General features: G+C 68.5%; 28 protein-coding genes and 1 tRNA gene. 9 read left to right on the forward strand and 20 right to left on the reverse strand.

What is annotated here, in order from left to right; genetic code table 11:
• Positions 1–30 precede the first annotated feature (30 nt).
• Both qcrC and ctaE read right to left on the reverse strand, forming a co-directional pair.
• Positions 31–837: a cytochrome bc1 complex diheme cytochrome c subunit gene (gene qcrC / locus G3T37_RS01535; RefSeq protein ID WP_163471716.1), complete on the reverse strand. Its 807-nt coding sequence runs from the start codon at positions 835–837 to the stop codon at positions 31–33.
• A 22-nt stretch (positions 838–859) separates the two neighbouring features.
• Positions 860–1,528: an aa3-type cytochrome oxidase subunit III gene (gene ctaE, locus G3T37_RS01540; RefSeq protein WP_163471717.1), complete on the reverse strand. Its 669-nt coding sequence runs from the start codon at positions 1,526–1,528 to the stop codon at positions 860–862.
• A gap of 40 nt (positions 1,529–1,568) precedes the next feature.
• On the opposite strand from ctaE, the gene trpD reads away from it, so the two are divergent.
• On the forward strand, positions 1,569–2,624 hold the full coding sequence (gene trpD, locus G3T37_RS01545; RefSeq protein ID WP_163471718.1) for an anthranilate phosphoribosyltransferase: 1,056 nt from the start codon (positions 1,569–1,571) through the stop codon (positions 2,622–2,624).
• 18 nt (positions 2,625–2,642) lie between these two features.
• On the opposite strand, the gene G3T37_RS01550 is transcribed toward trpD, so the two are convergent.
• The 3 genes from G3T37_RS01550 to G3T37_RS01560 form a co-directional block, all read right to left on the reverse strand.
• The gene (locus G3T37_RS01550) at positions 2,643–3,914 is read right to left on the reverse strand and encodes an alpha-hydroxy-acid oxidizing protein (protein ID WP_163471719.1); all 1,272 of its coding nucleotides are present in this window, start codon (positions 3,912–3,914) and stop codon (positions 2,643–2,645) included.
• A 77-nt stretch (positions 3,915–3,991) separates the two neighbouring features.
• Entirely contained in the window at positions 3,992–4,540 is a 549-nt protein-coding gene (locus tag G3T37_RS01555; RefSeq protein ID WP_163471720.1) for a 2'-5' RNA ligase family protein, read from the reverse strand.
• 9 nt (positions 4,541–4,549) lie between these two features.
• Positions 4,550–4,918: a YchJ family protein gene (locus G3T37_RS01560; RefSeq protein ID WP_163471721.1), complete on the reverse strand. Its 369-nt coding sequence runs from the start codon at positions 4,916–4,918 to the stop codon at positions 4,550–4,552.
• A gap of 117 nt (positions 4,919–5,035) precedes the next feature.
• Here G3T37_RS01560 and G3T37_RS01565 point away from each other — a divergent pair, with 117 nt between their 5' ends.
• The gene (locus G3T37_RS01565) at positions 5,036–5,590 is read left to right on the forward strand and encodes a cysteine hydrolase family protein (protein WP_163471722.1); all 555 of its coding nucleotides are present in this window, start codon (positions 5,036–5,038) and stop codon (positions 5,588–5,590) included.
• Positions 5,591–6,117: 527 nt separating this feature from the next.
• Positions 6,118–6,495 (forward strand): SDR family oxidoreductase, encoded by a 378-nt coding sequence (locus tag G3T37_RS01570; RefSeq protein ID WP_163471723.1) that lies wholly within the window; start codon positions 6,118–6,120, stop codon positions 6,493–6,495.
• 18 nt (positions 6,496–6,513) lie between these two features.
• On the opposite strand, the gene G3T37_RS01575 is transcribed toward G3T37_RS01570, so the two are convergent.
• From G3T37_RS01575 to G3T37_RS01585, 3 genes are read right to left on the reverse strand one after another with little or no spacing between them, the layout of a single operon-like run.
• Positions 6,514–6,987, reverse strand: a complete 474-nt coding sequence (locus G3T37_RS01575; protein WP_163471724.1) for a heme-binding protein — start codon at positions 6,985–6,987, stop codon at positions 6,514–6,516.
• A gap of 10 nt (positions 6,988–6,997) precedes the next feature.
• Positions 6,998–7,453, reverse strand: a complete 456-nt coding sequence (locus G3T37_RS01580; RefSeq protein ID WP_163471725.1) for an NUDIX hydrolase — start codon at positions 7,451–7,453, stop codon at positions 6,998–7,000.
• Between the two features lie 4 nt (positions 7,454–7,457).
• Positions 7,458–8,219 (reverse strand): SDR family oxidoreductase, encoded by a 762-nt coding sequence (locus tag G3T37_RS01585; protein ID WP_163471726.1) that lies wholly within the window; start codon positions 8,217–8,219, stop codon positions 7,458–7,460.
• A gap of 90 nt (positions 8,220–8,309) precedes the next feature.
• Here G3T37_RS01585 and G3T37_RS01590 point away from each other — a divergent pair, with 90 nt between their 5' ends.
• From G3T37_RS01590 to G3T37_RS01605, 4 genes are all read left to right on the forward strand, one after another.
• Positions 8,310–8,777 (forward strand): NfeD family protein, encoded by a 468-nt coding sequence (locus G3T37_RS01590; RefSeq protein WP_163471727.1) that lies wholly within the window; start codon positions 8,310–8,312, stop codon positions 8,775–8,777.
• Positions 8,774–9,670, forward strand: coding sequence for an SPFH domain-containing protein (locus G3T37_RS01595; RefSeq protein ID WP_163471728.1), 897 nt, complete (start codon positions 8,774–8,776; stop codon positions 9,668–9,670). The genes G3T37_RS01590 and G3T37_RS01595 overlap by 4 nt, the downstream gene beginning before the upstream one ends.
• 56 nt (positions 9,671–9,726) lie before the next feature.
• The gene (locus tag G3T37_RS01600) at positions 9,727–10,446 is read left to right on the forward strand and encodes a glycerophosphodiester phosphodiesterase family protein (protein ID WP_338401146.1); all 720 of its coding nucleotides are present in this window, start codon (positions 9,727–9,729) and stop codon (positions 10,444–10,446) included.
• A 118-nt stretch (positions 10,447–10,564) separates the two neighbouring features.
• Positions 10,565–10,930 (forward strand): RNA polymerase-binding protein RbpA, encoded by a 366-nt coding sequence (locus G3T37_RS01605; RefSeq protein ID WP_163471730.1) that lies wholly within the window; start codon positions 10,565–10,567, stop codon positions 10,928–10,930.
• Here G3T37_RS01605 and lnt read toward each other — a convergent pair.
• The 9 genes from lnt to G3T37_RS01650 all read right to left on the reverse strand — a co-directional run bounded on the left by lnt (position 10,927) and on the right by G3T37_RS01650 (position 20,874).
• Positions 10,927–12,591, reverse strand: coding sequence for an apolipoprotein N-acyltransferase (gene lnt, locus G3T37_RS01610; protein ID WP_163471731.1), 1,665 nt, complete (start codon positions 12,589–12,591; stop codon positions 10,927–10,929). The genes G3T37_RS01605 and lnt overlap by 4 nt on opposite strands.
• Positions 12,581–15,010, reverse strand: coding sequence for a DEAD/DEAH box helicase (locus tag G3T37_RS01615; protein WP_163471732.1), 2,430 nt, complete (start codon positions 15,008–15,010; stop codon positions 12,581–12,583). Before G3T37_RS01615 ends, lnt begins: the two co-directional genes overlap by 11 nt.
• Positions 15,011–15,017: 7 nt before the next feature.
• Positions 15,018–15,812, reverse strand: coding sequence for a twin-arginine translocase subunit TatC (tatC, locus tag G3T37_RS01620; protein WP_338401147.1), 795 nt, complete (start codon positions 15,810–15,812; stop codon positions 15,018–15,020).
• A gap of 5 nt (positions 15,813–15,817) precedes the next feature.
• A complete protein-coding gene (gene tatA, locus G3T37_RS01625) occupies positions 15,818–16,036 on the reverse strand; it encodes a twin-arginine translocase TatA/TatE family subunit (RefSeq protein WP_163471733.1) in 219 nt (72 codons plus the stop codon).
• Positions 16,037–16,146: 110 nt separating this feature from the next.
• The gene (locus G3T37_RS01630; protein ID WP_163471734.1) at positions 16,147–17,142 is read right to left on the reverse strand and encodes a helix-turn-helix transcriptional regulator; all 996 of its coding nucleotides are present in this window, start codon (positions 17,140–17,142) and stop codon (positions 16,147–16,149) included.
• Complete coding sequence (locus G3T37_RS01635) at positions 17,135–18,130, reverse strand: WYL domain-containing protein (RefSeq protein ID WP_163471735.1); 996 nt, start codon at positions 18,128–18,130, stop codon at positions 17,135–17,137. The genes G3T37_RS01630 and G3T37_RS01635 overlap by 8 nt, the downstream gene beginning before the upstream one ends.
• Positions 18,131–18,183: 53 nt before the next feature.
• Positions 18,184–19,146 (reverse strand): FKBP-type peptidyl-prolyl cis-trans isomerase, encoded by a 963-nt coding sequence (locus tag G3T37_RS15240; protein WP_163471736.1) that lies wholly within the window; start codon positions 19,144–19,146, stop codon positions 18,184–18,186.
• Between the two features lie 34 nt (positions 19,147–19,180).
• Complete coding sequence (locus tag G3T37_RS01645) at positions 19,181–20,197, reverse strand: tRNA (adenine-N1)-methyltransferase (RefSeq protein WP_163471737.1); 1,017 nt, start codon at positions 20,195–20,197, stop codon at positions 19,181–19,183.
• Positions 20,197–20,874, reverse strand: coding sequence for an HAD family hydrolase (locus G3T37_RS01650; RefSeq protein ID WP_338401148.1), 678 nt, complete (start codon positions 20,872–20,874; stop codon positions 20,197–20,199). Before G3T37_RS01650 ends, G3T37_RS01645 begins: the two co-directional genes overlap by 1 nt.
• Before the next feature lie 113 nt (positions 20,875–20,987).
• Between G3T37_RS01650 and G3T37_RS01655 the strand changes: the two genes are divergently transcribed.
• Positions 20,988–21,890, forward strand: coding sequence for a PAC2 family protein (locus G3T37_RS01655; protein WP_163471738.1), 903 nt, complete (start codon positions 20,988–20,990; stop codon positions 21,888–21,890).
• A gap of 55 nt (positions 21,891–21,945) precedes the next feature.
• Here G3T37_RS01655 and mshC read toward each other — a convergent pair whose 3' ends face one another.
• The 3 genes from mshC to G3T37_RS01670 form a co-directional block, all read right to left on the reverse strand.
• Positions 21,946–23,172 carry a cysteine--1-D-myo-inosityl 2-amino-2-deoxy-alpha-D-glucopyranoside ligase gene (gene mshC, locus G3T37_RS01660; RefSeq protein ID WP_163471739.1) on the reverse strand — a complete coding sequence of 409 codons (1,227 nt, stop codon included), beginning with the start codon at positions 23,170–23,172 and terminating at the stop codon, positions 21,946–21,948.
• A 127-nt stretch (positions 23,173–23,299) separates the two neighbouring features.
• On the reverse strand, positions 23,300–24,154 hold the full coding sequence (locus G3T37_RS01665; RefSeq protein WP_163471740.1) for an undecaprenyl-diphosphate phosphatase: 855 nt from the start codon (positions 24,152–24,154) through the stop codon (positions 23,300–23,302).
• 18 nt (positions 24,155–24,172) lie between these two features.
• Positions 24,173–25,462, reverse strand: coding sequence for a M20/M25/M40 family metallo-hydrolase (locus tag G3T37_RS01670; RefSeq protein WP_163471741.1), 1,290 nt, complete (start codon positions 25,460–25,462; stop codon positions 24,173–24,175).
• A 107-nt stretch (positions 25,463–25,569) separates the two neighbouring features.
• Between G3T37_RS01670 and G3T37_RS01675 the strand changes: the two genes are divergently transcribed.
• Positions 25,570–25,654 (forward strand) — tRNA-Leu (locus tag G3T37_RS01675).
• Positions 25,655–25,870 lie beyond the last annotated feature (216 nt).

A 25,870-nucleotide genomic window follows, 5' to 3' on the forward strand; every position in this document is an offset into this window, starting at 1 on the left:
CTGTCGCGTCGAACGCTGACGGAACGTTTACTAGTTGGCCTTCGCCGTGAGCCACACCGTGACTCCGATGATGGTGCCGAGACCGAAGATCCAGAGGAACAGACCCTCCGAGACCGGCCCGAGGTTACCGAGGTCGAATCCGCCCGGGGACGGGTTCTGATCGAGGTACTTCAGGTAGGTGATGATGTTCGCCTTGTCGGTCGGCGAGATGTTCTTGTCGTTGAAGACCGGCATGTTCTGCGGGCCGGTGACCATCGCCTCGTAGATGTGCTGAGCGGTGACACCCGTGAGCGCCGGTGCGTACTTGCCCTGAGTCAGGGCCCCGCCTGCACCGGCCACGTTGTGGCACATCGCGCAGTTGATGCGGAACAGCTCGGCCCCCTTGGCCGCGTTTCCGTTGCCCCCGAGGTAGGTCTTGTCGGGGATGCCCGGCCCGGGCGCCTTCGAAGCGACGAAGGTGTAGAGCGCTTTCGTCTGCTCGGTCGTGAACTGCGAGGGCTTCTCCTGCGCCTGCGGTCCCGACTGCGCGAGCGGCATGCGACCGGTGGAGACCTGGAACTCGACGGACGCGGCGCCGACACCGAGCAGCGAGGGCCCGGCCTTCGTGCCCTCGAGGTTCATGCCGTGGCAGGTCGCGCAGTTGGCCGCGAAGAGCTTGGAACCCTGAGAGATGAGCTGCTCGCTGCCCGCGGTGGTGTCGGCCGTCGCGGACGTGGTGAACAGCGCGTAGGCGCCGCCGGTGGCGAGCAGCCCGATCGTGATGAGCGCGATCGAGGCGAGCTTGCTGCGCCGTGCGGGGCGCTGCTTCTTGGACTGGAGAGGAGTGGACTTCGCCATGCGTCTACGTGGTTTCCGGTTCTTATTTCAGGAGGTAGATGATCGAGAAGAGGCCGATCCACACCACGTCGACGAAGTGCCAGTAATACGACACGACGATGGCGCTCGTGGCTTCTTTGTGCCCGAAGTTCTTGGCGGAGTAGGCGCGCCCGATGACGAGGAGGAACGCGATGAGACCGCAGGTGACGTGGAGTCCGTGGAAACCGGTCGTGAGGTAGAAGGCGGATCCGTAGGCGTCGGAGCTGAGGCTGACGTGCTCGCTCACGAGGTTCGCGTACTCGTAGATCTGGCCGATGACGAAGAGGGCACCCATCACGTACGTGACGAAGAACCACTCCGCCATGCCCCAGTCCTTGAGCTTCCAGCTCGTGCGGCGGGGCTGAAGACGCTCGGCCGCGAAGACGCCGAACTGGCAACTGAACGACGAGGCGATGAGGATGCAGGTGTTCACCCCCGAGAACGGAACGGTGAGCTTGGCGCTCTGGGCGGCCCACAGCTCGGGCGAGGTGGAGCGCAGAGTGAAGTAGATCGCGAAGAGTCCCGCGAAGAACATCACTTCACTGCCAAGCCACACGATCGTACCGACCGCGACAACGCTCGGGCGGTTCACAGTCGTGAAGCCGGCCGGCCGAGAAAGAGAGGTGCTCGTCACCTGTCCATTATGTCCGATATCGGGGGCCGAATCTCCCATTCCGTATGCCTGTCGGCACCGAATCGTTAGAATTTCGAACATGACTAACAACCTGTCGTGGCCCGCGATTCTCAGCCGTCTGGTCGGAGGCTCTGATCTGTCTATCAGCGAATCCACGTGGGCCATGCAGAGTGTCATGGCGGGGGAGGCGACCTCCGCTCAGCTGGCGGGCCTCCTCGTCGCCCTGCGGTTGAAGGGCGAGACCGTCGACGAGATCGTCGGCTTCCGCGATGCGGTGCTCGCCAACGCGCTGAGCCTCGACGTCGACCCCATGGTGCTCGACATCGTCGGCACCGGCGGTGATCCCTATGGTGCCGTCCTGAACATCTCGTCGGTGGCATCCGTGATCGATGCCGCCGCGGGAATCCCCGTCGTGAAGCATGGCAATCGGGGAGCAAGCTCCGCCTCCGGGGCCTCCGATGTGCTGTCCGCCCTGGGGCTCAACCTCGACATCGCTCCCGAACGGGTCGCCCAGGTGCTCGAGGAGACCGGCATCACCTTCGCCTATGCCGCGCTGTTCCACCCGGGTTTCCGCCACGCCGGCCCGACCCGCCGGGAACTCGGCATCTCGACTCTCTTCAACATCCTCGGTCCGCTCTGCAACCCCGCGCGTCCGGAGGCGTCGGCGGTCGGCGTCGCGAGCCTCGATCGCGTGCCGCTCGTCGTCGGCGTGTTCCAGACGCGCGGTGCGACAGCGCTGGTCTACCGCGGCGACGACGGCATCGACAAGCTCACCACGACCGGGCACAGTCACATCTGGGAGGTCTCCCGCGGCTTCGTGACCGAGCACGACCTCAACCCCGCGGATCTCGGCATTCCCACCGCGCACATCGAGTCGCTGCTGGGCGCCGATCCCGAGCACAATGCTGGGGTCGCCCGGCGCGTGCTCGCCGGCGACCGCGGCCCGGTGCGCGACATCGTTCTCCTCAACGCGGCGGCGGGTCTCGTGGCGTTCGACCTCGCCCGCAACCCCGAGCTGATCCGGGTGCCGATGGTCGACCGCCTGCGCGCGGCGATGGCGGTGGCCGCCGAGTCGGTCGACAGCGGCGCAGCCGCCGCAAAACTCGAGGAGTGGGTGGCCGCGACCAACGCGTGATCGGGCTGCGCCGCGGGGCTAGGGGCGGCGGATGACCGTGCCGCCGGGCATCCCGACCACAGACCGCACCCCGGCGACCCCCATCGAGATGTCGAGTTCGGCCACCAGGGCGCGGAGCACGGTCTCGGCCCCGCGCGCACCGTCGACGGCCAGGCCGTAGACCCACGGGCGCCCGACCAGCACGGCGCTCGCGCCGAGCGCCAGTGCCACGAGAACGTCGCGGCCACTCCGCACACCGCTGTCGAAGAGCACGGGGGCTCTCCCCGCGACCTCGCGGACGATCGCGGGAAGCGCGTCCGCAGATCCGATCGCGCCATCGAGTTGGCGGCCGCCATGGTTGCTCACGATGATGCCATCCGCGCCGTGCGCGAGGGCGAGCCGTGCATCGTCGGGGTGCTGGATTCCTTTCACGAGGATCGGCAGAGAGGTGAGGCTGCGCAGCGAGGCGAGGTCCGGCCACGTGAGAGTCGAACGCGAGAACACCTCGAGAAAGGTGTCCACCGCGGCTCGGGGGATGGGGGAGCGGAGGTTCGCCCCGATCGAGCCAGGGTGCGCCAAGGACAGGTCGAGCAGCGTGCGGATGGCGGCGATCGTGATGCGGCCTCGCTCGGGTGCCGCTCTCGACGCAACCCTCGCGCGGACGAGTTCCTGGAACACCGGGTCGCTCGTGTACTGAGCGATGCCGAGACCGTGTGCGAAGGGGAGGTACCCCAGATCGAGGTCGCGGGGCCGCCAGCCGAGCAGGTGGGTGTCGAGGGTCACCACGATCGCCTCCGCCCCGGCGGCCTCGGCGCGGCCCACCAGGCTGGCGACGAGCGCGTCGGAACTGCTCCAGTAGAGCTGGAACCAGTGTGGCGCGCCCGGCGTGGCGCCGAACGCCGCCTCCAGAGGAATCGACGCCTGATTCGATGCGATGTAGGGGATGCCGAGACTCGCTGCGGCGCGGGCGATGCCGAGGTCGGCCTCGCGGTGGGCGAGCGACAAGGCCCCGATCGGCGCGGCGAGCAGGGGAGTGGGGTAGCGGCGACCGAACAGTTCGATGGAGAGGTCGCGTTCGCCGACGTCGCGCATGATGCGCGGCACGATCCGCCAGCGATCGAGCGCCGCGCGGTTCTCGCTCGTGGTGGTCTCGGCACCCGCGGCGCCGGCGAGGTAGGCGAAGGCCTCGGGGGAGAGGGCGCCGGCCGCCGCCGCTTCAAGCGAGGCGTAGGAGGAGGGGACGACGGGCATCCGCCCGCGCGCCCCGTCACCGAAGATCGACGCCTGCACCGCCCTGCCGAATCCCGCCATGCCTGACTCCCTCGTCCTCTCCGCAGACTATCGAGCGACGCCCAGGAGAACCATCGGCCCGCGCCCGGCGAGGCCTCTCACCAGTCGCCGGGGGAGACCTCTCGACAGGATCCCCCGGCGCTGGCATCGGGGCCGGCACCGCTGTCGCGGCGCGCAAGGTCGTGCGCCCAGACGACGCGTCGCTCTCGTGTGTCTCCCTCGGGCGCCATGTCGACGAGCGCGAGGTGGCGTATCGAGATGACAGTGCCGCTGGCCAGTTCGGTGTGGTGCCGCACCGTGACGTGCGGGCGGTACCCGGGTCCGGTGAAGTCGGGGTCATCGAAGTCGACGCCCACGCCGGCGAGCTCGGTCATCAATTGTTCGTGCAGAGCGGTGAGCGCGGCGTTCGGCGCGATGAGAGTCACGGGGATGTCCCGAGCGCGCCCGAACCCGTCGCGTCCGCCCGCGACCACGTCGAATGGCGGGTGGAACGCACAGACGACGCGGAGGGCGGCCGCGAGTGTCTCTGCGTCGTGCGGAGTCACGAAGGTGGGGGCCACCGTGAGGTGCAACGGCCACTCGCGGAGCGTGAAGGCATCGCCCGCGACGAGGGGAGTGAGCGACGCGATGACGACGAAGCGGGGCATGGCTCGACCCTATTCGAGGAAGGCCCAGCGACCGTCGACACGCGTGAAGCGACTGTTCTCGTGCTGGATCCCGGTGGCTCCGTTGTGCCGATAGTGCGCGTCGAACTCCACGGTGCCCACCTGGTCGAGCAGACCACCGCCGGTGCGACCCAGGATGTCGAGGCGGAACCATCGAACCTCGGGGTCGAGGTCGAGCGCGGCGGGTCGCGTCGACGGGTGCCACGAAGCGAGCAGGTACGCGGAGCGCCCCAGTGCGAAGGCGCTGAACCGGGAGCGCATCAGCTTCTCAGCGGTGGGCGCGGCCGCGCCGGAATGGATCGGCCCGCAGCACTCGTCATAGGGGAGTCCGCTCTGGCAGGGGCAGCGGAGCGTGGTCATAGCCCCATCGTGCCAGCCCGACCCTGACCGCCGCTGTCACGAGGGGCTCGACCGGTGTCGGTGCGGCGACGTACGGTGGGATGACCGGCCCACGCTGTTCGCACCGAGGAGGATGCCTTGACCACGCTGACCGACCGACCCAACACCGCTCTCATCGTGATCGATGTGCAGAAAGGGGTCATGCAGGAATCCGTCGACAGCGCCGCCGTGATCGAGCGCGTGGAGTCTCTCGTCTCGCGGGCTCGCGACGCTGGCGTTCCGGTGGTCTGGGTGCAGCACTCGGACGAGGGTCTCGTCAAGGGCAGCGCCGAGTGGGAGTACGTGCCCGAGCTGACACGACACGACTCCGAGCCCCTCATCCACAAGATCTACGGCGACTCCTTCGAGGGAACCGATCTGGAAGAAGTGCTGGCCAGAGGCGGAATTGGGCGTATTGTGGTTACGGGTGCCCAAACCGACATGTGCATTCGTTCGACCATTCATGGAGCATTCGCGCGCGGCTACGACGTCACGCTCGTCGAGGATGCGCACACGACTGAGGATCTCTCGGCCTGGGGTGCGCCCGCACCACACGCGGTCATCGCTCACACCAACATGTACTGGGCGAACCAGTCGGCGCCCGGCCGCACGGCATCAGTCGTCCCCGCGGCGGAGGTCGATTTCTCCGGCTGAACCGTTGGCGCGCAGGGGAGTGGCCAGGTCGTCTAGTCGGCGGCTCGAACCCGTCCTGATCCGACGATTCGTGGCCCTTCGAGTATGTCGAAGGTGGCTCCGGGGGCCAGGGTGCTGCAGTCGATGTCATAGGGCAGGTCGAGGAGGACTTCAGCGTCATCTCCCGGAGCGAGTGTCCCGCCGTGCGTGCTTCGAATGATGTCGCCGACATGCGTTCCGTCACCTCCGTGGAGGACGAGGTGCGGTCGGTAGGAGCCGGCGAGCGAGATTGGAGAGCGCCGTCCGCCGTCCATTGCCGTTCGGAGGCGGATGGTCGCGTGGAGTGGTTCCATCTGAGGATTCTGACACTGAGGGAGTGCCCGGAGCGGCTCGAGCGGGGCTCAGCGATCGATAACTTGACATAATGTGAATTATCAGCGACCTGGAGAGCGGGAATACCGAGTGGTCGGTCGGATTTAGATTTATGCGAACGCATTGAGATAGCTCCGTGAAATCCTCACCATCGGACCGCAAAGGAAGCGGTCGTCATGACCAGGTTTGTCAACAAGGTCGCCATCGTCAGCGGCGGAGGCAGCGGAATCGGCGCTGAGATCTCCCGTGAACTCGCGGCGGAGGGTGCGTCGGTCGTCGTCACCGACATCAAGCTCGAGGCGGCGCAGGCCGCCCTCGAATACACCGCGCAGGGTGTGCGTACGAACGCGGTCGGTCCCGGCTTCATCGACACGCCTCTCGTGCGCGCCAGCCTGTCGCCCGAGGCGATCACCGCCCTCGAGGCCGAGCACGCGACCGGTCGCCTGGGGACCGACAAGGAGGTCGTCGCGCTCACGCTGTTCCTGCTGAGCGATGCCGCATCCTTCATCTCCGGCAGCTACCACCTCGTCGATGGCGGCTACTCGGCGCACTGAATCCGGCGCGACGGCTCGTCAGAGCGTCGCGCGGTACCGGGAGATCGCCTCGGCGCAGGCCTCGTGGTCGACGACGTCGGGTTCGCCCGACATCGTCGCCGTCGCGACGAGCTCGCCGCGTACGAAGATCGGGATCGATCCACCATGCGCCTTGACCACGTCGTGATCGATGTCGGTGCGGTCGGTGAACAGCGTGCCGGCTGCCTCGTGCCGTCGGCGCACCAGCAGCGACGGCTCACCGAAATGCCGGGCCGTCGCAGCCTTGCCGGCGAGCCAAGGATCGTTCCCGGCGCCCGTCTTGCCGAACTTCGCGCGGAACACGAGGTCGTCGCCGATCACGATGTCGAAGGCGAGATTGAGCGACCACTCCTGGATCACTCCCCCGGCGATCACCCCGAGGTCGAAGGCGTCTTCTTTGGAGAAATGCTCAAGATCAATTCGGGGAGCCGCCTCGAGCTCGGCGAGCGTGTAATCGTGTTCAGCGTGTGCCACGGGCGTGTCCTCAGTCGTGCGTTGTGAGCGCCAGCCGCACGAGCTCGGTCAGCTCGGCGGGTTCGAACGGTTCCTCGGTCGATTCGAGTTCGGCGAGCGACCACCAGCGGTGGTCGAGCACGTCGACGTGCTCCTCGGGAGTCCAGTGCGCGTTCGACGGCTCGAAGCGCGTCGTGCGGTGCACGTAGAACTCGGCGTGGCCGGTGTCGTGGTCGGCGGCATCCCAGGTGACGTCGAAGTCGTGGCTCCAGACGGCGTCGCCGGGATGATCGATCCGCAGCCCCGTCTCCTCGAAGAGCTCCCGCACGGCCGCGGCCGCGTGGTCCTCCCCCGGGTCGACTCCCCCACCCGGCGTGATCCACCGCGCGAAGCCGCTCGTGTCGGGGGCCTTCGTCAGGAACAACAGCAGCTGTCCCTGCTCGTCGAGCAGCAGGATGCGCGAGGTGAGTCGGTGCCCGACGGTCATGAGCTCAGGCGCCGAAGTCGCTCACGTCGCCCACATACCGCGTGTGGTCGGCGGGAATGGGCTCGACGGCGGCGAGGGCGACCTCGGCCGCGAACTCCCCCACGTTGTAGAGCCGGCCCGCGGCCTCCTTGCGCTGTCCGATGGCGCCGGGGTTGGCGCGCTCGAGCAGGGTCGCGGTGATCGTGCCCTCGATCATGTCGCCCGAGACGACGACGAAGCCGATGCCGGACTCCTCGAGGGTGGGGATCAACTCGCGGAGGGCATCCTCACCCGCGCGCTTGCTCAGCGCGACCTGCTCGTATTCCGGCATGGTCGGTGTGGTGCGGATGAAGTGCGCCTGGTGGCTCGTCACGAACACCACGCGCGAGCCGGGCCCGAGGAGCGGCAGGGCCGCGGTGAGCAGGGCGAGCTGGGCGTCGCGGTTGAGCCGCATCGCGTAGTCCTCGCCGAGACCGGACTCCATGCCGCCGGAGGCGTTCATGACCAGGATGTCGAGACCGCCCAATCGCTCTTTCGCGGTCGCGAACATGGCGGCCACCGACTCAGGGTCGGTCAGATCGGCTCCGACCGCGAAGGCGCTTCCCCCTGCCGACTCGATCGCGGCGACGAGCTTGAGGGCCCGCGCCTCTTTGTTGCGGTAGTTGATGACGACGGTCGCACCGGCGCCCGCGAAGTACAGGGCGGTGTCAGCGCCTATGCCTCGAGAGGATCCGGTCACGAGGGCGCGTTTGCCGGTGAGGGAACCGGCGGCGAGGGGGTTGTTCACGAGAGACGACACTACCAAGACGACTGCCGTCGGTCGCCTGCAGGTGATAGCTTCATGGCGAGCGGAAACACGAGAGGTGCTTAGTACGCGATGGATTTCGTCCAGCAATACGCATGGATTCTCTGGCTTGCCCTCATTCTCATCTTCGTGATCGTCGAGGTGGTCACCGTCGACTTCACCTTCCTCATGCTCGCCATCGGCAGCGTCGGCGGCCTGGTCGCGAGCCTGATCGGCGCCGCCTGGTGGGTGCAGGTGATCATCGCCGCGATCCTCGCCCTCGCCCTCATCTTCACGGTGCGGCCCCCGCTGCTGCGGGCGCTGAAACGCGGCGGTGACCACGCGAAGAGCAACGTCGAGGCGCTCCTCGGGATGCACGGCACCGTCGTCATCGCCTTCGAGGGCGCCGCGGGCACGGTCAAACTCGACAACGGCGAGACCTGGACCGCGACGCTCGGTTCCACTCCCCCGCCACCACTGAACCTCGGCGACCGTGTGACGGTCACCGCCATTCAGGGGGCGACCGCCGTGGTCGTCCCGTTCGAAAGGACCACTCCATGAGCAACATCAGCTTCGGCCAGGTGATCGGGTTCATCGTCATCGCCTTCCTGGTCATCCTGGTGCTCGTCACGCTCTTCCGCGCCATCCGGATCGTGCCGCAGGCCACCGCGGGTGTCGTGGAGCGGCTGGGCAAGTATCACAAGACCCTCAACCCGGGGTTGAATGTCCTCGCCCCGTTCGTCGACCGCATGCGCCCGCTGATCGACATGCGCGAGCAGGTCGTCTCGTTCCCGCCCCAGCCTGTCATCACCGAGGACAATCTGGTCGTTTCGATCGACACGGTCGTCTACTTCCAGGTGACGGATGCGCGCGCCGCGACCTACGAGATCCGCAACTACCTCGGGGCGGTCGAGCAGCTGACCACGACGACGCTCCGTAACGTCGTGGGCGGTCTGAACCTCGAGGAAGCGCTCACGAGCCGCGACAAGATCAACAGCCAGCTCCGCATCGTGCTCGACGAGGCCACCGGCAAGTGGGGCATCCGCGTCGGTCGCGTCGAGCTCAAGGCGATCGAGCCGCCCGTCTCGATTCAGGACTCGATGGAGAAGCAGATGCGCGCCGAGCGCGACAAGCGCGCCGCCATCCTCACCGCGGAGGGCACCAAGCAGGCGGCCATTCTGCAGGCGGAGGGTGCCCGTCAGGCGGCGATCCTCAACGCGGAAGGCGACGCCAAGGCCCAGATCCTGCGGGCCGAGGGCGAGGCGCAGGCCATCACGACCGTCTTCGGGGCCATCCACGCCGGCAACCCCGACGCCCCCCTGCTCGCGTATCAATACCTGCAGACGCTGCCGAAGATCGCCGAGGGCGAGGCCAGCAAGCTCTGGATCATCCCGTCCGAGCTGACCGAGGCGCTCTCGCACATCGGTGCCGGTTTCCTCGGCCCCAAGAACTAGTGCGTCGGCTCGTCGGTCCCCATCCGACAACCTGGTTCGAACCGACACGCCCACGCGTGCTCGCCCATCGTGGACTGACGGTCAACGCCCCGGAGAACACCCTCCTGTCGTTCCTCAATGCGCTGGCGGGCGGTGCGGAGTACCTCGAGACCGACGTTCAGGTCTCGAAGGACGGCATAGCGATCATCTGCCACGACTCGGATCTGCGTCGCGTCGCGGGTCGTCGGGAGCAGGTCAGTGCCTTGACACTCGCCGAGTTGAAGACCGTCGATTTGGGCTCCGGTCAGACCTTCTGCACGCTCGCGGAGGCGCTCGCCGCCTTCCCCGAAGCTCGATTCAACATCGATATCAAGTCGCTCGCGGCGGCGGCGCCCGCGGCGGCGGCCATTCGTGAGGCGGGCGCGACCGGCCGCGTGCTCATCACCTCGTTCAACGAGCGTCGGCGTGGCGCGGCGGTGCGGGCGCTGCCCGGGGTCGCGACCTCGGCATCCTCTCCCCGGTTCGCACTCGCCCTCACCGCCGCGAAGCTCGGCCTCTCCCCGCTCGTGCGGTTCGCACTGCGCGGGGTCGACGCGGTGCAGGTTCCGGTGGGGATCAGCCTCCTGCGCATCGCGACCCGGGGGGTCATCCGCAGAATTCAGGCGGCGGGCGTCGAGGTGCACTTCTGGACGATCAACGACGTCACCGAGATGAAGCGGCTCCTCGAACTCGGGGCGGACGGCATCGTCACCGACCGCTCCGACCTACTGCTGGAACTCATCGGCCGCTCGGCCTGAGCCGCCCTCACCCTGCCAATGCGCTGGGAGTGGTCTGTTAACCCACAGTGGCGGAACATTTCGCATTGCTAACGGGTTTATAACTTTGAATGCATTGCGAGATTAAGGAGGCCACACAATGGCAGACCGGAGTTTGCGCGGCATGAGACTCGGAACCCAGAGCTTACAGAGCGAAGAGGGTGTCGAATTTTCGCCGCGACGAAAGAGTGTTTACCGTACGCCGGACGGCAGTACCTTCGAGGTGGTGTTCTCCGCAGACGCCGAGATTCCCGAGGTCTGGGAGTCCCCGAAGAACGGCATGGAGGGCGTCCTTCTCGACAGCGACGGTGCTCCCGTCGAGAGTGAGCACGCCGAAGCCAAGGTGCCTCGTAGCCACTGGGACATGCTTCTTGAGCGCCGCACCCGTGCGGAACTGGAGGAGTTGCTTCAGGAGCGGCTCGACTACCTGCGGGCTCGCAAAGGCCAGCAGAAGATCGGCGCCTAGCGCGACGTGCGCCCCCGACGACGCCCCGTCCCCTCCCCTGCCGGAGCGGGCGGGGCGTTTCGTTTGCCCGCGACGATGGCCGCGAGCAGCCCGCCGAGTCCGAGGATGCCCACGAAGAGTTCGATCCCCGATCCCGCCACGGCGGCCGGCGTCACCGTCGTGCTGAGCGGAACCCTCGCCACCATGGTGGCCGCCGTGAATGGCGTGAGCTGCCGGATCGTGGACCCGTCGGGCGCGATGATCGCGCTCGTGCCGACCGTCGAGTCGTTAACGAGGGATCGACCCAGTTCCATCGCCCGAATGCGAGCGATCGCGAGTTGCTGCACGCTCTCGTCGGTGTGACCGAAGTCGGCGTTGTTGGTCTGCGCGATGAGGAATTGGGCCCCCGACAGCACCGACTCTCGCATGACGTTGTCGTCGCTGATATCGAAGCAGATGTCGATGCCTGCGATGACCCCGTTCACGTCGAACACGGTGTCGGTGGTACCCGGCGTGTAGTCACGGCCGATCAGGTCGATGAGTGACGGCGCGAACGGGCGCCAGAATGCGCGATCGGGAACGTACTCCCCGAACGGCACCGGGTGCTTCTTGTCGTAGAAGTCGACGGCGCCCTTGCCGGCCTCCCACAGCAGCGAGGTGTTGTAGAACTTGGAGCCGCGATGGGTGATGGTTCCGGCGATGAGGGGTGCGTTCATCCGCCTGCTCACCTCGTCGAAGACCGCCGCACCCGCGCGGGACTCCAGCGGGTCGAGATCGGAGGCGCCCTCGGGCCAGATCACCATGTCGACGCGCCGGCCGTACAACGGGATCGTTGCGGCGTACTGCGCGGCGAGCAGATCGCCCTCGTTGTGCGGCTGGAAGTAACCGGCCGGACCGTCGCCCTGGACCGCGGCGACCGTCGTGGAGCCCGACAGCACGAGCGGGAACGCGGGCACCACGACCAGCAGGGTGAGCGCGAGGAGGGGCACGGCCACGCGCGTCAGTCGCGCTGCACCGCGCGTCGGAGCACCCCCCTCCCCCGGGAGCATCGGCGCCGCGATGCCGGGGGTGCGCGCTGACGATTGCCCCGAGACGGCGAGTTCCAGGGTCAGGGCGACGACGAGCACCATGAGGAAGCTCACCCCGGAGACCCCGACCCACGCGAAGAGATGCGCCAAGGGGCTCTGCGACTGGGAGAGCGCGACCCTTCCCCACGCGAAACCCCCATACGGCCAGACGCTCGCGATGCCCTCGCGCGCGGTCCAGATGCCCGCGACGACGATGGGGAGCAGCACGAGGCGGCCCGCCCTGCCGGGCCAGGCCCGCGGCACCCACTGGTAGGCGAGGGCGATGCACATTGTGCCGAGGGCGACGAAGAGGGATTCCAGTACCGCGAGGGCCGTCATCGGTAGCGGGCCCAGGAAGAGCGAGGCCCACTCGATGTGGATGAGGTAGAAGCACACACCCGCGACGAACCCCACGAGGAGCGCGGATCGCGGCCGTCGACCGCGCATCGCAACGAGCACCATCCCGATGCCCACGAAGGTCATCGGCCACCAGCCCAGATCGGGAAAGCCGTCGTCGAGGGCGACTCCGGAGACCGCGGCGAGCAGGAGCGACGCCCACAGCGGCAGGAGCGCCCGCTCGCCGCCGAGGCGCGCGCGGGAGACCCTACGCGACACTGCTGTAGGCGACGATGCCGCGCATGATCGAGTCGAGCGAGCGCCGGGCCACGCGCCCGACCTCCGACTCCGCGACCACCGAGAGCTGGTCGAGGAGGTCCATCGTCTGCTTCGTCCAGCGCACGAAGTCGCCCGCGGCGAGATCGGCGAGACTCAGCACCGAGTCGAGGGAGGCGCCCTGCGCCCAGCGGTACATGGCGAGGGTCAGGCCGGTCGCGAGGGGCTGGGTTCCGGGCAGACGATTGTCGCGCTCGATGTCGTCGAGGCGGGCCCAGAGATCGCCCGTCGCATCGAAGGCCTCGCGGAACGGTCCGCGCGGGAGATTGCGCTCATTCGGGGCACCCTCGTCGCGCCGAGGCTCGAACACGAGCGAGGCGGCCATGGCGGCGAGTGACGGCGCGTCCAACGAGTCCCAGAGCCCCGTGCGAAGCGACTCCGCGACCAGGAGGTCTCGTTCGCCGTAGATGCGCTTGAGCAGCCGCCCGTCGGCCGCGACCGCGACCTCGCCGCCGTCGGCGACGAGGTAGCCCAGCTGGAGCAGGACATCCGTCACCCGGTCGAACACCTTCGCGACCGCGCCGGTGCGACTGCGGATCTGCGTGGTCAGCCGATCGGTGTCTTTCTTGAGCTTCCACCAGCGCTCGGCCCAGCGCGCGTGCGCCTCGCGGTCGTTGCAGCTGTGGCAGGGATGCTGCTTCATCCGCCGTCGCAGCTCGGTGAGCTGGCGCTGCCGGCGGTCCCGCTCCGCGCGCGACTGCTGCTCGGACCGCACCCCCGCCTTGCGCTCGAGGTCGGTGAGCTCCCGCCGGATACCCGAATACTCGGCGTAGTCACCCAGGTGGCAGGTCATCGCCTTCGCGTAGCCGTCGAGCGACTCCTGCTGGCTGCGGACCTTCCGCGCCAGATCGACGACCGCCCGGTCGGCCTGGAACTGGGCGAACGAGGACTCCAGGATCTCGCGGGTGCGCTCGCGACCGAACTGGTCGATGAGGTTGACCGCCATGTTGTAGGTGGGCCGGAAGCTCGAATTGAGTGGGTAGGTGCGTCGCGAGGCGAGCGAGGCGACCGCCTGCGGGTCGAGGCCGTCGGCCCACTGGATGACCGAGTGCCCTTCCACGTCGATGCCGCGTCGACCCGCGCGCCCGGTCAGCTGCGTGTACTCCCCCGGCGTGATCGGCACTCGCGCCTCACCATTGAACTTCTCGAGCTTCTCGAGCACGACGGTGCGCGCGGGCATGTTGATGCCGAGGGCGAGCGTCTCGGTGGCGAACACGAGTCGCACGAGTTTGAGCCGGAACAGCTCTTCGACGACCTCCTTGAAGGCGGGCAGCATGCCGGCGTGGTGGGCGGCGACGCCCCGCTCCAGCCCTTCGAGCCACTCCCAGTAGCCGAGCACGGCGAGATCCTCATCGCGCAGGGTGCGGCAGCGCTCCTCGACGATGGCGCGGATCTCGTCGCGCTCCTGCGCGCTCGTGAGACGAACGCCCGCGCGCAGCACCTGCCGGACGGCGGCGTCGCATCCGACGCGGCTGAAGATGAAGAAGATCGCGGGCAGCAGGTTCTTGGTCTCGAGGAGTGCCACCAGCTCGGCGCGGTCCATGCGCACCGTGTCGGGGCGACCGCCGTGCGAGTGACGCCGGCCCACGTCTTTCGCCTGTCGGGAGCTGATGCCCCGGCCGCCGTAGTGCGCCATCTGCGCGAGCTCCGGGTTGACCCGGTTGGTGGCGGCGAGCCCCGAGGAGTCGAAGAGGTCGATGAGCCGGGTTCGCATGAGCACGTGCTGCTCGAGCGGCACCGGGCGCTCCTCGGAGACGATCACGTCGGTGTCGCCGCGAACGGCCTGCAACCAGTCGCCGAACTCCTCGGCGTTGGAGACGGTGGCGCTGAGCGAGACGAGGCGCACCGACGGAGGAAGGTGGATGATCACCTCCTCCCAGACCGCGCCGCGGAACCGATCGGCGAGGTAGTGCACCTCGTCCATGATCACGTAGGCGAGGTCGGTGAGCAGCGAGGAGTCCGCGTAGAGCATGTTGCGGAGCACCTCGGTCGTCATCACGACGATGCGGGCGGTCGAGTTGATGTTGGTGTCGCCGGTGAGCAGACCGACGCTCTCCGCGCCGTACTCCGCCACGAGTTCCTGGAACTTCTGGTTGCTCAGCGCCTTCATCGGTGCCGTATAGAACACCTTGTCGCGCGTGTCCTGCATGGCGAGATAGATCGCGAACTCGGCGACGATCGTCTTGCCCGCGCCGGTGGGCGCGGCGACGAGCACGCTCCGCCCTTCCTCGATCGATCCGCACGCGGCGATCTGGAAGGAGTCGAGATCGAAGCGCTGCCGGGCGCGGAACGCCTCGAGCATGGGTTGGCGGGTGCGGGATCGGGACTGCGCGTACCGTTCGGCGGGTGAAAGCTGGGTCATCGGCGGCTCAGACCGCGATCTCGGAGCTGAACGCGGCCTGGCGGCGAGCGACCGATCTGTCGTGGAGCCACGCGACGAACGCCGCCGCGAAGTACAGGCCCACCATGGGGATGGCGAGCACGAACATCGACACGACGTCGGCGGAGGGCGTGACGAGGGCCGTGAAGAGCGTGATGACGATGACCGCGATCCGCCAGCCCTTGAGGATGGCCTTCGCGTCGAGGATGCCGATGAAATTCAGCAGGACGAGGAAGACGGGGAGCACGAACCCGACGCCGACCGCGATGACGAGCTTGGTGATGAAGTCGACGTAGTCCTTCGCATTCACGATCGAGGTGTCGGGCGCGGGAGCGAAGCTGGTGAGCAGTTGGACCATGTGCGGCATGATGAACCAGCCCGCTGCGCAGCCCAGCAGGAACAGCGGAATGGCGGAGCCGAGAAAGCCGATCGCGTAGCGCTTCTCGCGCCGCTTGAGACCCGGCACGATGAACGCCCAGACCTGGTAGAGCCAGACGGGACTGGAGAGCACGAGTCCGAGGGTGACCGCGAGTTGGATCTTGACGTCGAAGGCCTGGGTGAGCCCGTCGTAGTTGAGCGAGCTCGTGCGGTGCGCGAGTTCGCCGGCCTGAAGCAGAGGGGCGCGAAGCGCGTCCAAGACGAAGGGCACGAGGAACCAGCTGCCGATCGACAGCACGGTGATCGCGATAGCGGCGATGAAGAGTCGCTTACGGAGCTCGACGAGGTGCTCGCCGAGCGACATCCGCCCCTCCGTGTCGGCGCGTTTTCTGGTGCGGCCGGCCACGAAACCTAGGGCTTCGGTGTGGTGTCGGCCGAGGTCGTCGTCGACGCCTCACCGGTCGACTCGGCCTTGGGGGCCTCGCCGTCCTTCGGCTTCATCTCGGCCTTGAAGGCGTTCATCGACTGCCCGAGGCTCCGTGCGAGGGCGGGCAGCCGGGTGGCACCGAAGAGCAATAGGACGATGACGAGAATGATCAGAAAATGCCAACCGGTGATTCCGCCCAACATAGCGTCACATCCTTTGCCTCGGGTTCGTGCTGAGATTCGCTCGAACGGTGCCCATTTTAGCCCCATACCCGTGACGGGACACGGACCCGGGCCAGTTTCCCAGCGTGCGGTCATCCGCCTGTCGGTGCGGAGTCGTTGTATCGTGCGGCGCCGGCCGCTGCCCACTCGGCGACGGCTCGCCTCGCCTCCGGCGGCTCGATCACGACGGCGACCCCCGGCATCGCCGCGATCAGGCGCTTGAGGCCGTGATAGTGCGAGACCCGAACCGTCGTGCGGAGCCGCCCGTCGCGCTCGGAGGTCTCCGCGCCCTCGGGCACGTAGTCGGCGAGCAGCGGTGCTGCGGCCGTCGCGACCTCGATGACGACGGTGAGGTCGTCGTCGGAACCCTCGAACAGGGTATCGGGAAGCCCCACGTCGCCCGCCCGGTGCGTGATGGGCTCGGCGGTGACCACCGGTGCGGAGATGCGGTCGAGACGGAAGGTGCGCACGGCCTCGCGCAAGTGGCACCAGGCCCGCAGGTACCAGTCGGCGTCGAGCGACTCGACGCGGAGCGGATCCACCCGTCGCCTCTCGCGCTCGCCGCGGGAGTTGAGGTAGTCGAACTCGATCTGCACCCCCGCCGTGACCGAGTCGCGGATGAGCGAGAGGGTCTCATCGGTGTCGCTCGCCTCGACCGCAAGCTGGCTCGGCGCGGCCGAGGCCCCGCGCGACAGCTTGGCCATGAGAGACGCGATCGCCGCGCGGTCGGCGTGCTCGGGAAGCGCGGACAGGTACTGCAGCCCGGCGATGAGCGCGGCCGCCTCCCGGGCGGAGAACCGCGGGGAGTCGTCGATCGCGACCCGGTGGGTGAGCGAGATCTGATCGTTCTCCTCGAAGTCGTCCCAGGAGATGTCGAAGAGATCCTCGTGCTGGTACTGCGCCGTCTCCCCCGGGATTCCCGATACCCCGATGAGGCGCACCGCGTCCCTGATCTGCTCGGGTTTCATACCGAAGTGCGCGGCGACCTCGCCGACGCTGATGCGGTCGTGATCCATGAGGAACGGCACGAGAGACAAGAGGAACGTCAGTTTGTCGCCCGCCTGCAAGGGCGCCTGCCGCTCAGCCATGGTCGACCGCCACGCGGGTGAGACGGCTGCGCACGGCGTCGCGCAGCTCCGGGGGCGACACCACGAGCACCTCCGGCCCGTACCCCGCCAACTCGTCGGCGAACAGGTCGAGGTCGGAGAAGTGCAGGGTGAGCGCGCCGTCCGGCGCGGTCTCGGTGCCCCGCCGCTTGTCGAGCCGGGTGGCCGCATCCGAACCCGGTACGACCTCGACGAGAGCGGTGCGATCGCGCCAGATCTGCTCGAGTTCGGCGATGGCGGCGGTCATCGCCTCCGGGGGGAACGGCTCGTATCGCGTGTTGGTCGTCGTCACGGGGGTCACGATCCGCCGCAGCAGGAAGTTGCGGGTTCCCTTCGCGTCCTGATCGGCGGCGTGCAGCATCCATCGCCCGCGGTGCTGGATGAGAGCGATGGGGGCGACCGTTCGGGTGCGGGCGTCGTGCTCCCCCGGCTTCAGGTAGCCGAAGCGCACGATGACGTGCTTCTCGAGTGCTGCCGACAGCGGTTCGAAGGCGGCGTCCCGCACGCGCAGTCGTGGCGCATACCCGACGATCGGATCGTCGGAGGTGACGCCGAGCGAGCGCAGTTTGAGGAGGGCACGCCGCGACTCCGCCGAGAGCGAGCCCTCGCGCCACACCATCGCCGCGAGGTTGAGGAGCGTCGTCTCCTCGGGCGAGAAGGCGATGTCGGCAGGGAGTTCGTAATCTCCCCGTGGGATCCGGTAGCGCAGGTTCTGGTTGTTGCCCGACTCGCCCGGCGACTCGATCGTCTCGAGCGGCACCCCGAGCTCGCGGATGTCGTCCTTGTCGCGCTCGAACTGGCGCTCGAGGTTGGAATTGTCGCCCGACCGCGAGTAGCGCTGCCGATAGCCCTGGACGGTGGAGAGGATCTCGGCCTTGGTCAGGCCGGCGTCGGTCGCGAGGAGAGCGAGGACCAGACTGAACAGGCGCTCCTCAACGGGAACGCGCGATGCGGTGCTGGCTGGTGACACGAAAGTAGTCCTTCATGATCGAAGACACCCGGCCAGTGTCGTTGTGCGTCGGTTTATTCGATGCCCAGGATGTCGTAGACGTACACCACGGTGGCGTTCGTGGGGTAGCCGCTCGGGGCCTTACCTGAAGGATAGCCAAACTTGGGCGGGACGACCACGACCACCTGACTGCCGACCGTCTGCCCGATCAGGGCTTTCGCCGAACCGGGGTCGAGCTGGCCGCTCGCGCTGTCGGTCACGCTCTCGGCGCGCAGCGCCTGCGGAACCTTCGACGTCCAGGTCGAGGTGAAGGAGGACTTGGTCGACCAGTCGATCGCGGTCACGTGCACGAGGATCTCGTCGCCCTTCTTGACCGTCGCTCCGTCGCCCTTGCGGAGCGCCTCGTAGCGCAGCTGGGTCGGCGCGCTGCCCGAGATCGTCACGCCGGGCGTGCCATCGGGCGCGGTCACGACCGCGGGAAAACCGGACTGACCGAGTTGGAGGGCGCCGGTGGCGCGACCCGGGAACGTCTTCTGGATATCGGTCACGAGGATGAGCGTGTCGGTCGAGGTGAGCCCGGTCGACGGATCGGGCGCGGCGCCGAAGAACTGCTTCGCGGTCATGACCGTGACCGAGCGCGATCCGTCGCGCTGGCACTGCAGGTACTTGCCGACATTGCTCGTGGAGGTGACGCCGACCGTGACCTGCAGCGGGGCCTTCGCGTCGAAGTTCGTGGCGGTGAGCAGCTGCCCGGTCTTGCCGTAGTACAGGCTCGCCTGCACGTTCGCGATGGTGCCCGTGGTGAGCGGAGCGCCGTGGCCGCGGACGAGAGTCGTCGTCTCCGCCTTCGTGCTGAGCAGCGGCGTGGGAATGGTCGCAGTGGGCTTCTCGCCCAGGGCGCCGGTCACCGACACGGCGTTCGACGCGTCGCCAGCGGGAGACAGCGGGGTGCAGCTGGTCGCGGTCGGTATGGCCGTGCATCCCGCGAGGCTGACCGCGAAGGCGGCGGCGAGGATGACCGCGAGAGACTTGCGCACGTACCCAACTTTCAATCGACCCGGATTCACGGAATCACTCTAACGGGTCGGAGTTTGTCGATTCGCCGGGAGCGTAGGTCGCCGCACGAGCCGCGGCCTGGGCCTCGCGCACCGACTTCCGCAGGCTCTTCTCGCTCGAAACCCGGTCGCCGAGGGCACCCGGCGTCCACACCTCGACGTCCTCGTCGCTGTAGTCGGACTTGGACGCCCTCCGCGCCACATGCGGCAGCACGGCTCCCGGCGCGAGGCGACGCGCGGTGAGCAGGAATCCGGTGTGCGCGACCATCCGGTGGTCGGGTCGAACCGCGAGCCCCTCCACGTGCCAGGTGCGCACGATCGTCTCCGACGACTCCGGGTCGGTGAACCGACCGCTCGACCGGATGGCCTCCGCGACGCGCGACAGCTGGGTGACGGTGGCGATGTAGCAGATGATGACGCCACCGGGAGTCAGGGCATCCGCCGCCATCGGGATGCACTCCCAGGGCGCCAGCATGTCGAGCACGACGCGGTCGACCGTGCCGGCCTCCTCGCCGGCCGGCAGCGCCTCGGCGAGGTCGCCGACGGTCACCGTCCAGTTGCTGGGCCGCCCGGCGAGGAACGCCTCGACATTGGCCTGGGCGACGTCGGCGAACTCCTGCCGACGCTCGAAGGAGTGCAGGCGGCCCTCCGGTCCGATGGCACGCAGCAACCAGAGGGAGAGCGCCCCCGACCCCACGCCCGCCTCGACGACCCGCGCCCCGGGGAAGATATCGGCCATGCCGACGATCTGCGCGGCATCCTTCGGGTACACGATCGCGGCGCCGCGCGGCATCGACATGACGAAGTCGGTCAGCAGGGGCCGCAGGGCGAGGTACTCGATGCCGTTCGAGCTCGTGACCACGGAGGCATCGGGCTGCCCGATGATGAGGTCGTGGTCGAGGATGCCGCGGTGGGTGTGGAACGCGCCCCCGGCCTCGAGCGTCACGGTGTTGAGCCGCCCCTTGGGGCCGGTGAGCTGCACGCGGTCGCCCACGCGGAATGGGCCGGACTGGCGTCGGTTGGCGTCGGACATCAGTGCCTCCCGGCGGATCTGCGGTCACCGTGCAACTCGGCGAGATGCGTGACCGTGCGGCCGGCGAGGGTCGGCCAGATGGTGAGCGCGGGGTGGTCGGGAAGAACCGCGTTCAGCGGCACGCCGATCGTGGTCGCGCCGGACGCCATCGCCGCGGCGACGCCGGGGGCGGAATCCTCGATCGCGACGCAGTCGACCGCGGCGACCCCGAGAAGATCGGCGGCCCGCAGGTAGGCGGCGGGGTGCGGTTTGCTCAGAGTGACGTCGTCGCCTGCGACGATCGTGTCGAAGGCGGTGAAGTCGATGGCCTCCGCGACCGTCGTCGCGAGCGATCGGTACGACATGGTGACGAGGGCGGTGGGGACTCCCGATTCCCGCAGCTCGAGCAGGAGTTCGCGGGCGCCCGGGCGCCACGGCAGCCCCTCGGCGACGATCCGCTCCAGCACCCGAGCCGTCATCACCTCGATGATCTCGTGCGGGTGCAGCGCGACGCCCGCCTGCTGGAGGGTGCGGGCGGAGTGCTCGAGTCCGGCGCCGACGAGCCCGACCGCCTGCTCGTGGGTCCAGGTGCCGCCGTACTCCGCGACGAGTCGCGTCTCGGCATCCATCCAGTACGGCTCGGTGTCGATGATGGTGCCGTCCATGTCCCACAGGACGGCGGCGGGATGCTCAGTCACAACGGCCGATTCTATCCGGGTGTCCCCGGCGCGGGAGTGCCGCGGCGACGGTCGCGGCCTATCCTTGAAGGAACGAGCGCGGCCGGTGGAGGTCGCGCGGTACAGGAATTTTCGTGTCAGACACCCCCAGTTTCACGAGCGGTCACGTGCTCATCGTGGCCTTCGAAGGCTGGAACGACGCGGGCGAGGCCGCCAGCGGCGCCATCCGAACCCTCAAGGACGAGCTGGGCGTCTCCCCCATCGCCCAGGTCGATCCCGAGGACTACTTCGACTACCAGTTCAACCGGCCCACGGTGACGACCGACGACGACGGCGCGCGCACGATCGTCTGGCCGCACGTGACCGCCTACGGTCCGGAGCACGCCTCGGCGGGCCCGGGCGCGTCGATCTACCTGCTGACGGGCAGCGAGCCCTCCCGCGGCTGGAAGACCTTCACGCACGAGATCCTCGAGGTCATGGACGACGCCGAGATCACGAGCGTGATGTTCCTCGGCGCGATGCTCGCCGACGTGCCGCACACGCGACCGATCTCCGTCTTCGTCACGAGTGAGAACGCGGCCGTGCGCGAGAGCCTCGGCATCGAAAAGAGCAGCTACGAGGGGCCGGTCGGCATCCTGTCGGTGCTCGGCGACGCGGCGGAGAAGGCGGGGATCCCAACCCTCTCGATCTGGGCCTCCGTGCCGCACTACGTGCACAACGCCCCCTCGCCCAAGGCGACTCTCGCCATCATCGAGAAGCTCGAGGAGCTCCTCGACATCACGGTTCCGCGCGGCGACCTGCCCGCGGAGTCCGCCGCGTGGGAGAGCGGAATCGACGCGCTCGCCGGCGACGACGACGAGATGGCCGCGTACATCGAGCAACTGGAGCAGGCGCGCGACACGGTCGACTCGCCGGAGGCGAGCGGCGACGCGATCGCCGAGGAGTTCGAGCGCTATCTGCAGCGTCGCGACGGCAAGGACGGGCGCGGGCCGGCTGGCCCCGCGGGCGACGAGCCGTGGAGGCCGCCGACCGTCTGAGCGGGTGCGCCGACCGGCATGCTTCCGGGCTGAGGGCGGCGGGTGCCGCCCGTGGTCAGAGGCGGATGCCCAGCAGGGCGTCAATGGCGTCGAGGTCCCCGCGCTCGGGTGCACGGCCCGAGGCGACGGCCGAGTCGACGATCTCGAGCGCGGTGTCGGTGTGCAGGTCATCCGCCATCGCCGCGCGCATCGCCGAGGTCAGCACCGTGGGGGCGTCGGGATGCTCGGCGCCCGTCACCCGCGTCGCCCAGTGCGCCCACACCTCCAGCCGGTGCCGCGCGTGCGCCAGCAGCTCTTCGGTGTACTCCCAATCGCTGCGGTAGTGCTGCGCGAGCACGACGAGCCGGATGGCGCGGGCATCCCCGTTGTCTGCCCGCAGCTCCGACACCCGCACGAGATTGCCGAGGGACTTGCTCATCTTCTCGCCGTGGTACGCGACCATTCCGGTGTGCACGAAGGCGGAGGCGAGCGGCACGCCGGTGAGCGCCGCCGCGTGGCCCGCGCTGAACTCGTGGTGCGGGAAGATCAGATCCCCTCCCCCGCCGTTCACCGTGAGCGGCGGCGAGAGGAACTCCTCGGCGATGACGGCGCACTCGATGTGCCATCCGGGGCGACCCGGGCCGAGCGGGCTGGGCCAGCTCGGCTCTCCCGGGCGTTCGGCGCGCCAGAGCAGGGGATCGAGCGGATCGCGCTTGCCCGGTCGCTGCGGGTCACCGCCCCGCTCGGCGCTGTACCGCAGCATCGTCTCGCGGTCGTAGCGGCTCTCGGCGCCGAGCTGCCACAGTGTGCTGCTCGCCGCGGCGATGTCGAAGTAGACGTCGTTCTCGACCACGTAGGCGGCTCCCGATTCGAGCAGTCGCTCGACGGCGTCGGCGACCTGGGCGATGCGCTCGGTGACCGCGACGTAGTGGTCGGGCGGGATCACCCGCAGCGCCTCCATGTCGCGCCGGAACAGCTCGGTCTGCTCGGCGGCGAGCTCGCGCCAGTCGACCCCCGTCTCGCGGGCGCGCTGCAGGAGCGGGTCATCCACGTCGGTGCTGTTCTGCACGTACTCGACCGTGAATCCGGCGTCGCGCCAGAGCCGGACGAGCGTGTCGAAGGCGAGGTAGGTGGCCGCGTGGCCGAGGTGGGTGGTGTCGTAGGGCGTGATACCGCAGACGTAGAGGCGGGCGGTGCCGTCGGGTGTGGCGTCGACCAGACTGCCGGATGCGGTGTTCCAGACCCGGGGAACCTCACCGGCGCCGGGGAGCCGAGGAACCTCGGGCTGGTTCCATGACTTCACGCCTCCAGCCTAACCGCGTCCACGGTCGCCGGACGCCGGGCGCCGGGCGCCGGGAGCAGTGGCGCGGGAGCATCGGTGCGCAGGGCGGAGGCGTGCCGGTGCCGGGCCGAGACGGCGAGCCTGAGACTCAGGCCGCGAGGGCGCCCGTCGAGAGCGCGATGATCAGCACCACGCCGAGCAGGATTCGGTACACGACGAACGGCAGGAACGAGCGTCGAGAGATGTAGCGCATGAAGAACGCGATCACGAGGAATCCGACGACGAAGGCGACGACCGTCGCGGCCCCGATCTCGAGCGGAGTGAAGATCTCGGGCGGGCACGTCGTCGCGCCTCCCGCGCAGACGCCCTTCGCGAGCTTGTAGAGCTCATAGAAACCGCTGCCGAAGACGGCGGGCAGCGCGAGCAGGAACGAGTAGCGCGCGGCGGCGGGGCGCTCGTAGCCCATGAACAGCCCGGCGCTGATGGTGCCGCCGGAGCGGGAGACCCCCGGGATGAGCGCGAGCGCCTGGGCGAAGCCGTAGCCGACCGCCTGGGGCCAGCTGAGGTCGGCGAGGGTCTTCGTCTTCGCGCCCACCGCGTCCGCGATGCCGAGGATGATGCCGAACACGATCATCGTCACCGCCACGATCCAGAGCGAGCGGAAGGTCGTCTCGATGGCGTTTTGGAACAGCACGCCGAGGATCACGATGGGGAGGCTGCCCAGGATGATGAACCAGCCGAGCCGGACATCCGGGTCGCTCTGCGGTACCCGGCGGAACAGCGCCCGGACCCACTTGCCGATGATGGTGGTGATGTCGCGCCAGAAGTAGATGAGCACCGCGAGCTCGGTGCCGAGCTGGATGACCGCGGTGAAGGCCGCGCCCGGGTCGGACGGCAGGCGCAGCAGCTCTCCCACGATGCGGAGGTGCGCGCTCGACGAGATGGGCAGGAACTCGGTGAGGCCCTGGACGATTCCGAGAATGATGGCGTCGAGGAAGTGCACGCTGGCTCCTGTCGGGGGTCAGTAGGTGGAGAGCAGGTCGCCGAGGACCCGTCTGCCAAAGACTAATGCGTCGAGGGGCACGCGCTCGTCGACGCCGTGGAAGAGCGCCGGGAAGTCGAGATCGGCGGGCAGTCGCAGCGGAGCGAAGCCGTAGCCGGTGATGCCGAGCTCGAAGAGCGCCTTGTTGTCGGTGCCGCCGGACATGAGGTACGGCAATACGGGTGCGCCCGGATCGTGAGCCTTCAACGTTGCCACCATGGCGTCGACGAGCGCGCCCTCGAACGGCGTCTCGAGGCCGATGTCGGTGTGGACGATCTCGATCTCGATCTCCGGGCCCACGAGCGCGCGGATCTCGGCGAGCACCGCCTCCTCCTCCCCCGGCAGGGTGCGCACATCGACGAGAGCCTCGGCGCGGTCGGGGATGACGTTGTGCTTGTAGCCGGCCGTGAGCACCGTCGGGTTGCTCGTCGTGCGCAGCGTCGCCTGGATGAACCCCGCCGCGGTCCCCGTGCTCATCACGATCTCCTCCGGACCGACCACCGTCGGGTCGACGCCCAGGATGCGCGCCAGCTCGCCGACGAGCTGGGTCGTCGTGTCGGTCAGCCGCACCGGCCAGTCGCGCCGGCCGAGGAGGGCGATCGCCTCCGCGAGCTTCGTGACCGCGTTGTCGTGGATCACCCGGCTGCCGTGGGCCGCGCGCCCCCGAGCGACGAGCTTGATCCAGATGAGTGCCTTCTCCCCCGTCTGGAGCAGGTAGGCGCGCTCGCCGCCGAGGGTCACCGAGTATCCGCCGACCTCGCTGATCGCCTCGGTCGCCCCCGCGAAGAGCTGGGGATGATGGTCAACGAGGTAGTGCGAACCGAACACGCCCCCGTTCTCCTCGTCGGCGAAGTAGGCGACGATGATGTCGCGCCGCGGTTGACCGCCGTTTGCGAGCACATCGCTGAGGGCGCCGATCATCATGGCGTCCATGTCCTTCATGTCGACCGCGCCGCGCCCCCAGAGCATGCCGTCTTTGATCTCGCCGCCGAACGGATCGACGCTCCAGTTCTCGGCATCCGCGGGCACGACGTCGGTGTGCCCGTGCAGCACGAGGGCGGGCAGCGAGGAGTCGGCTCCGGGCACGCGCGCGACCACCGAGGTGCGGCCGGGCGCGGCATCGACGTAGTGGGGCGACAGCCCCAGCCGCTCGAGGTGGGCGCCCAGATACTCGGCCGCCTCGGTCTCGCCGTTCGACCGGCCCTGGCCGTAGTTGGAGGTATCGAATCGAATCAGGTCGCGTGCAATCGCGGCGGTTTCTTCGAGCATGTGACCACGCTACCCGCAACCCGCAGGGTGCCCGGCGTGGTGTCGGCGAGCAGCCGGGGCCGTGCTATTCTCGTACGTCGGCAGGTTCGAAAGAACCGGTCGGATGCGCGCGGATGGCGGAAATGGCAGACGCGCTAGCTTGAGGTGCTAGTGCCCGTATAGGGCGTGGGGGTTCAAGTCCCCCTTCGCGCACAACACGCTCCCTGGCTCGGCGAGACCGTCGGCCCGGAGCCGGAAGAAGTCCCGCACCGAACGGTGCGGGACTTCTCTCGTTTGGTCACGCCCAGCGCCGAGAGACGCCCCGCACACAATCGTGCGGGACGTCTCTCGTTCGGCGCGTAACCTTTCGCGGCCGCGTGCGATTACCGCAGTGAGGGTCCGGGGGTACGGGGCCGCCTGGCAATTCGA

The sequence above is a fragment of the Galbitalea soli genome, from assembly GCF_010686725.1.
GTDB classification, from domain to species: Bacteria; Actinomycetota; Actinomycetes; order Actinomycetales; family Microbacteriaceae; genus Galbitalea; species Galbitalea soli.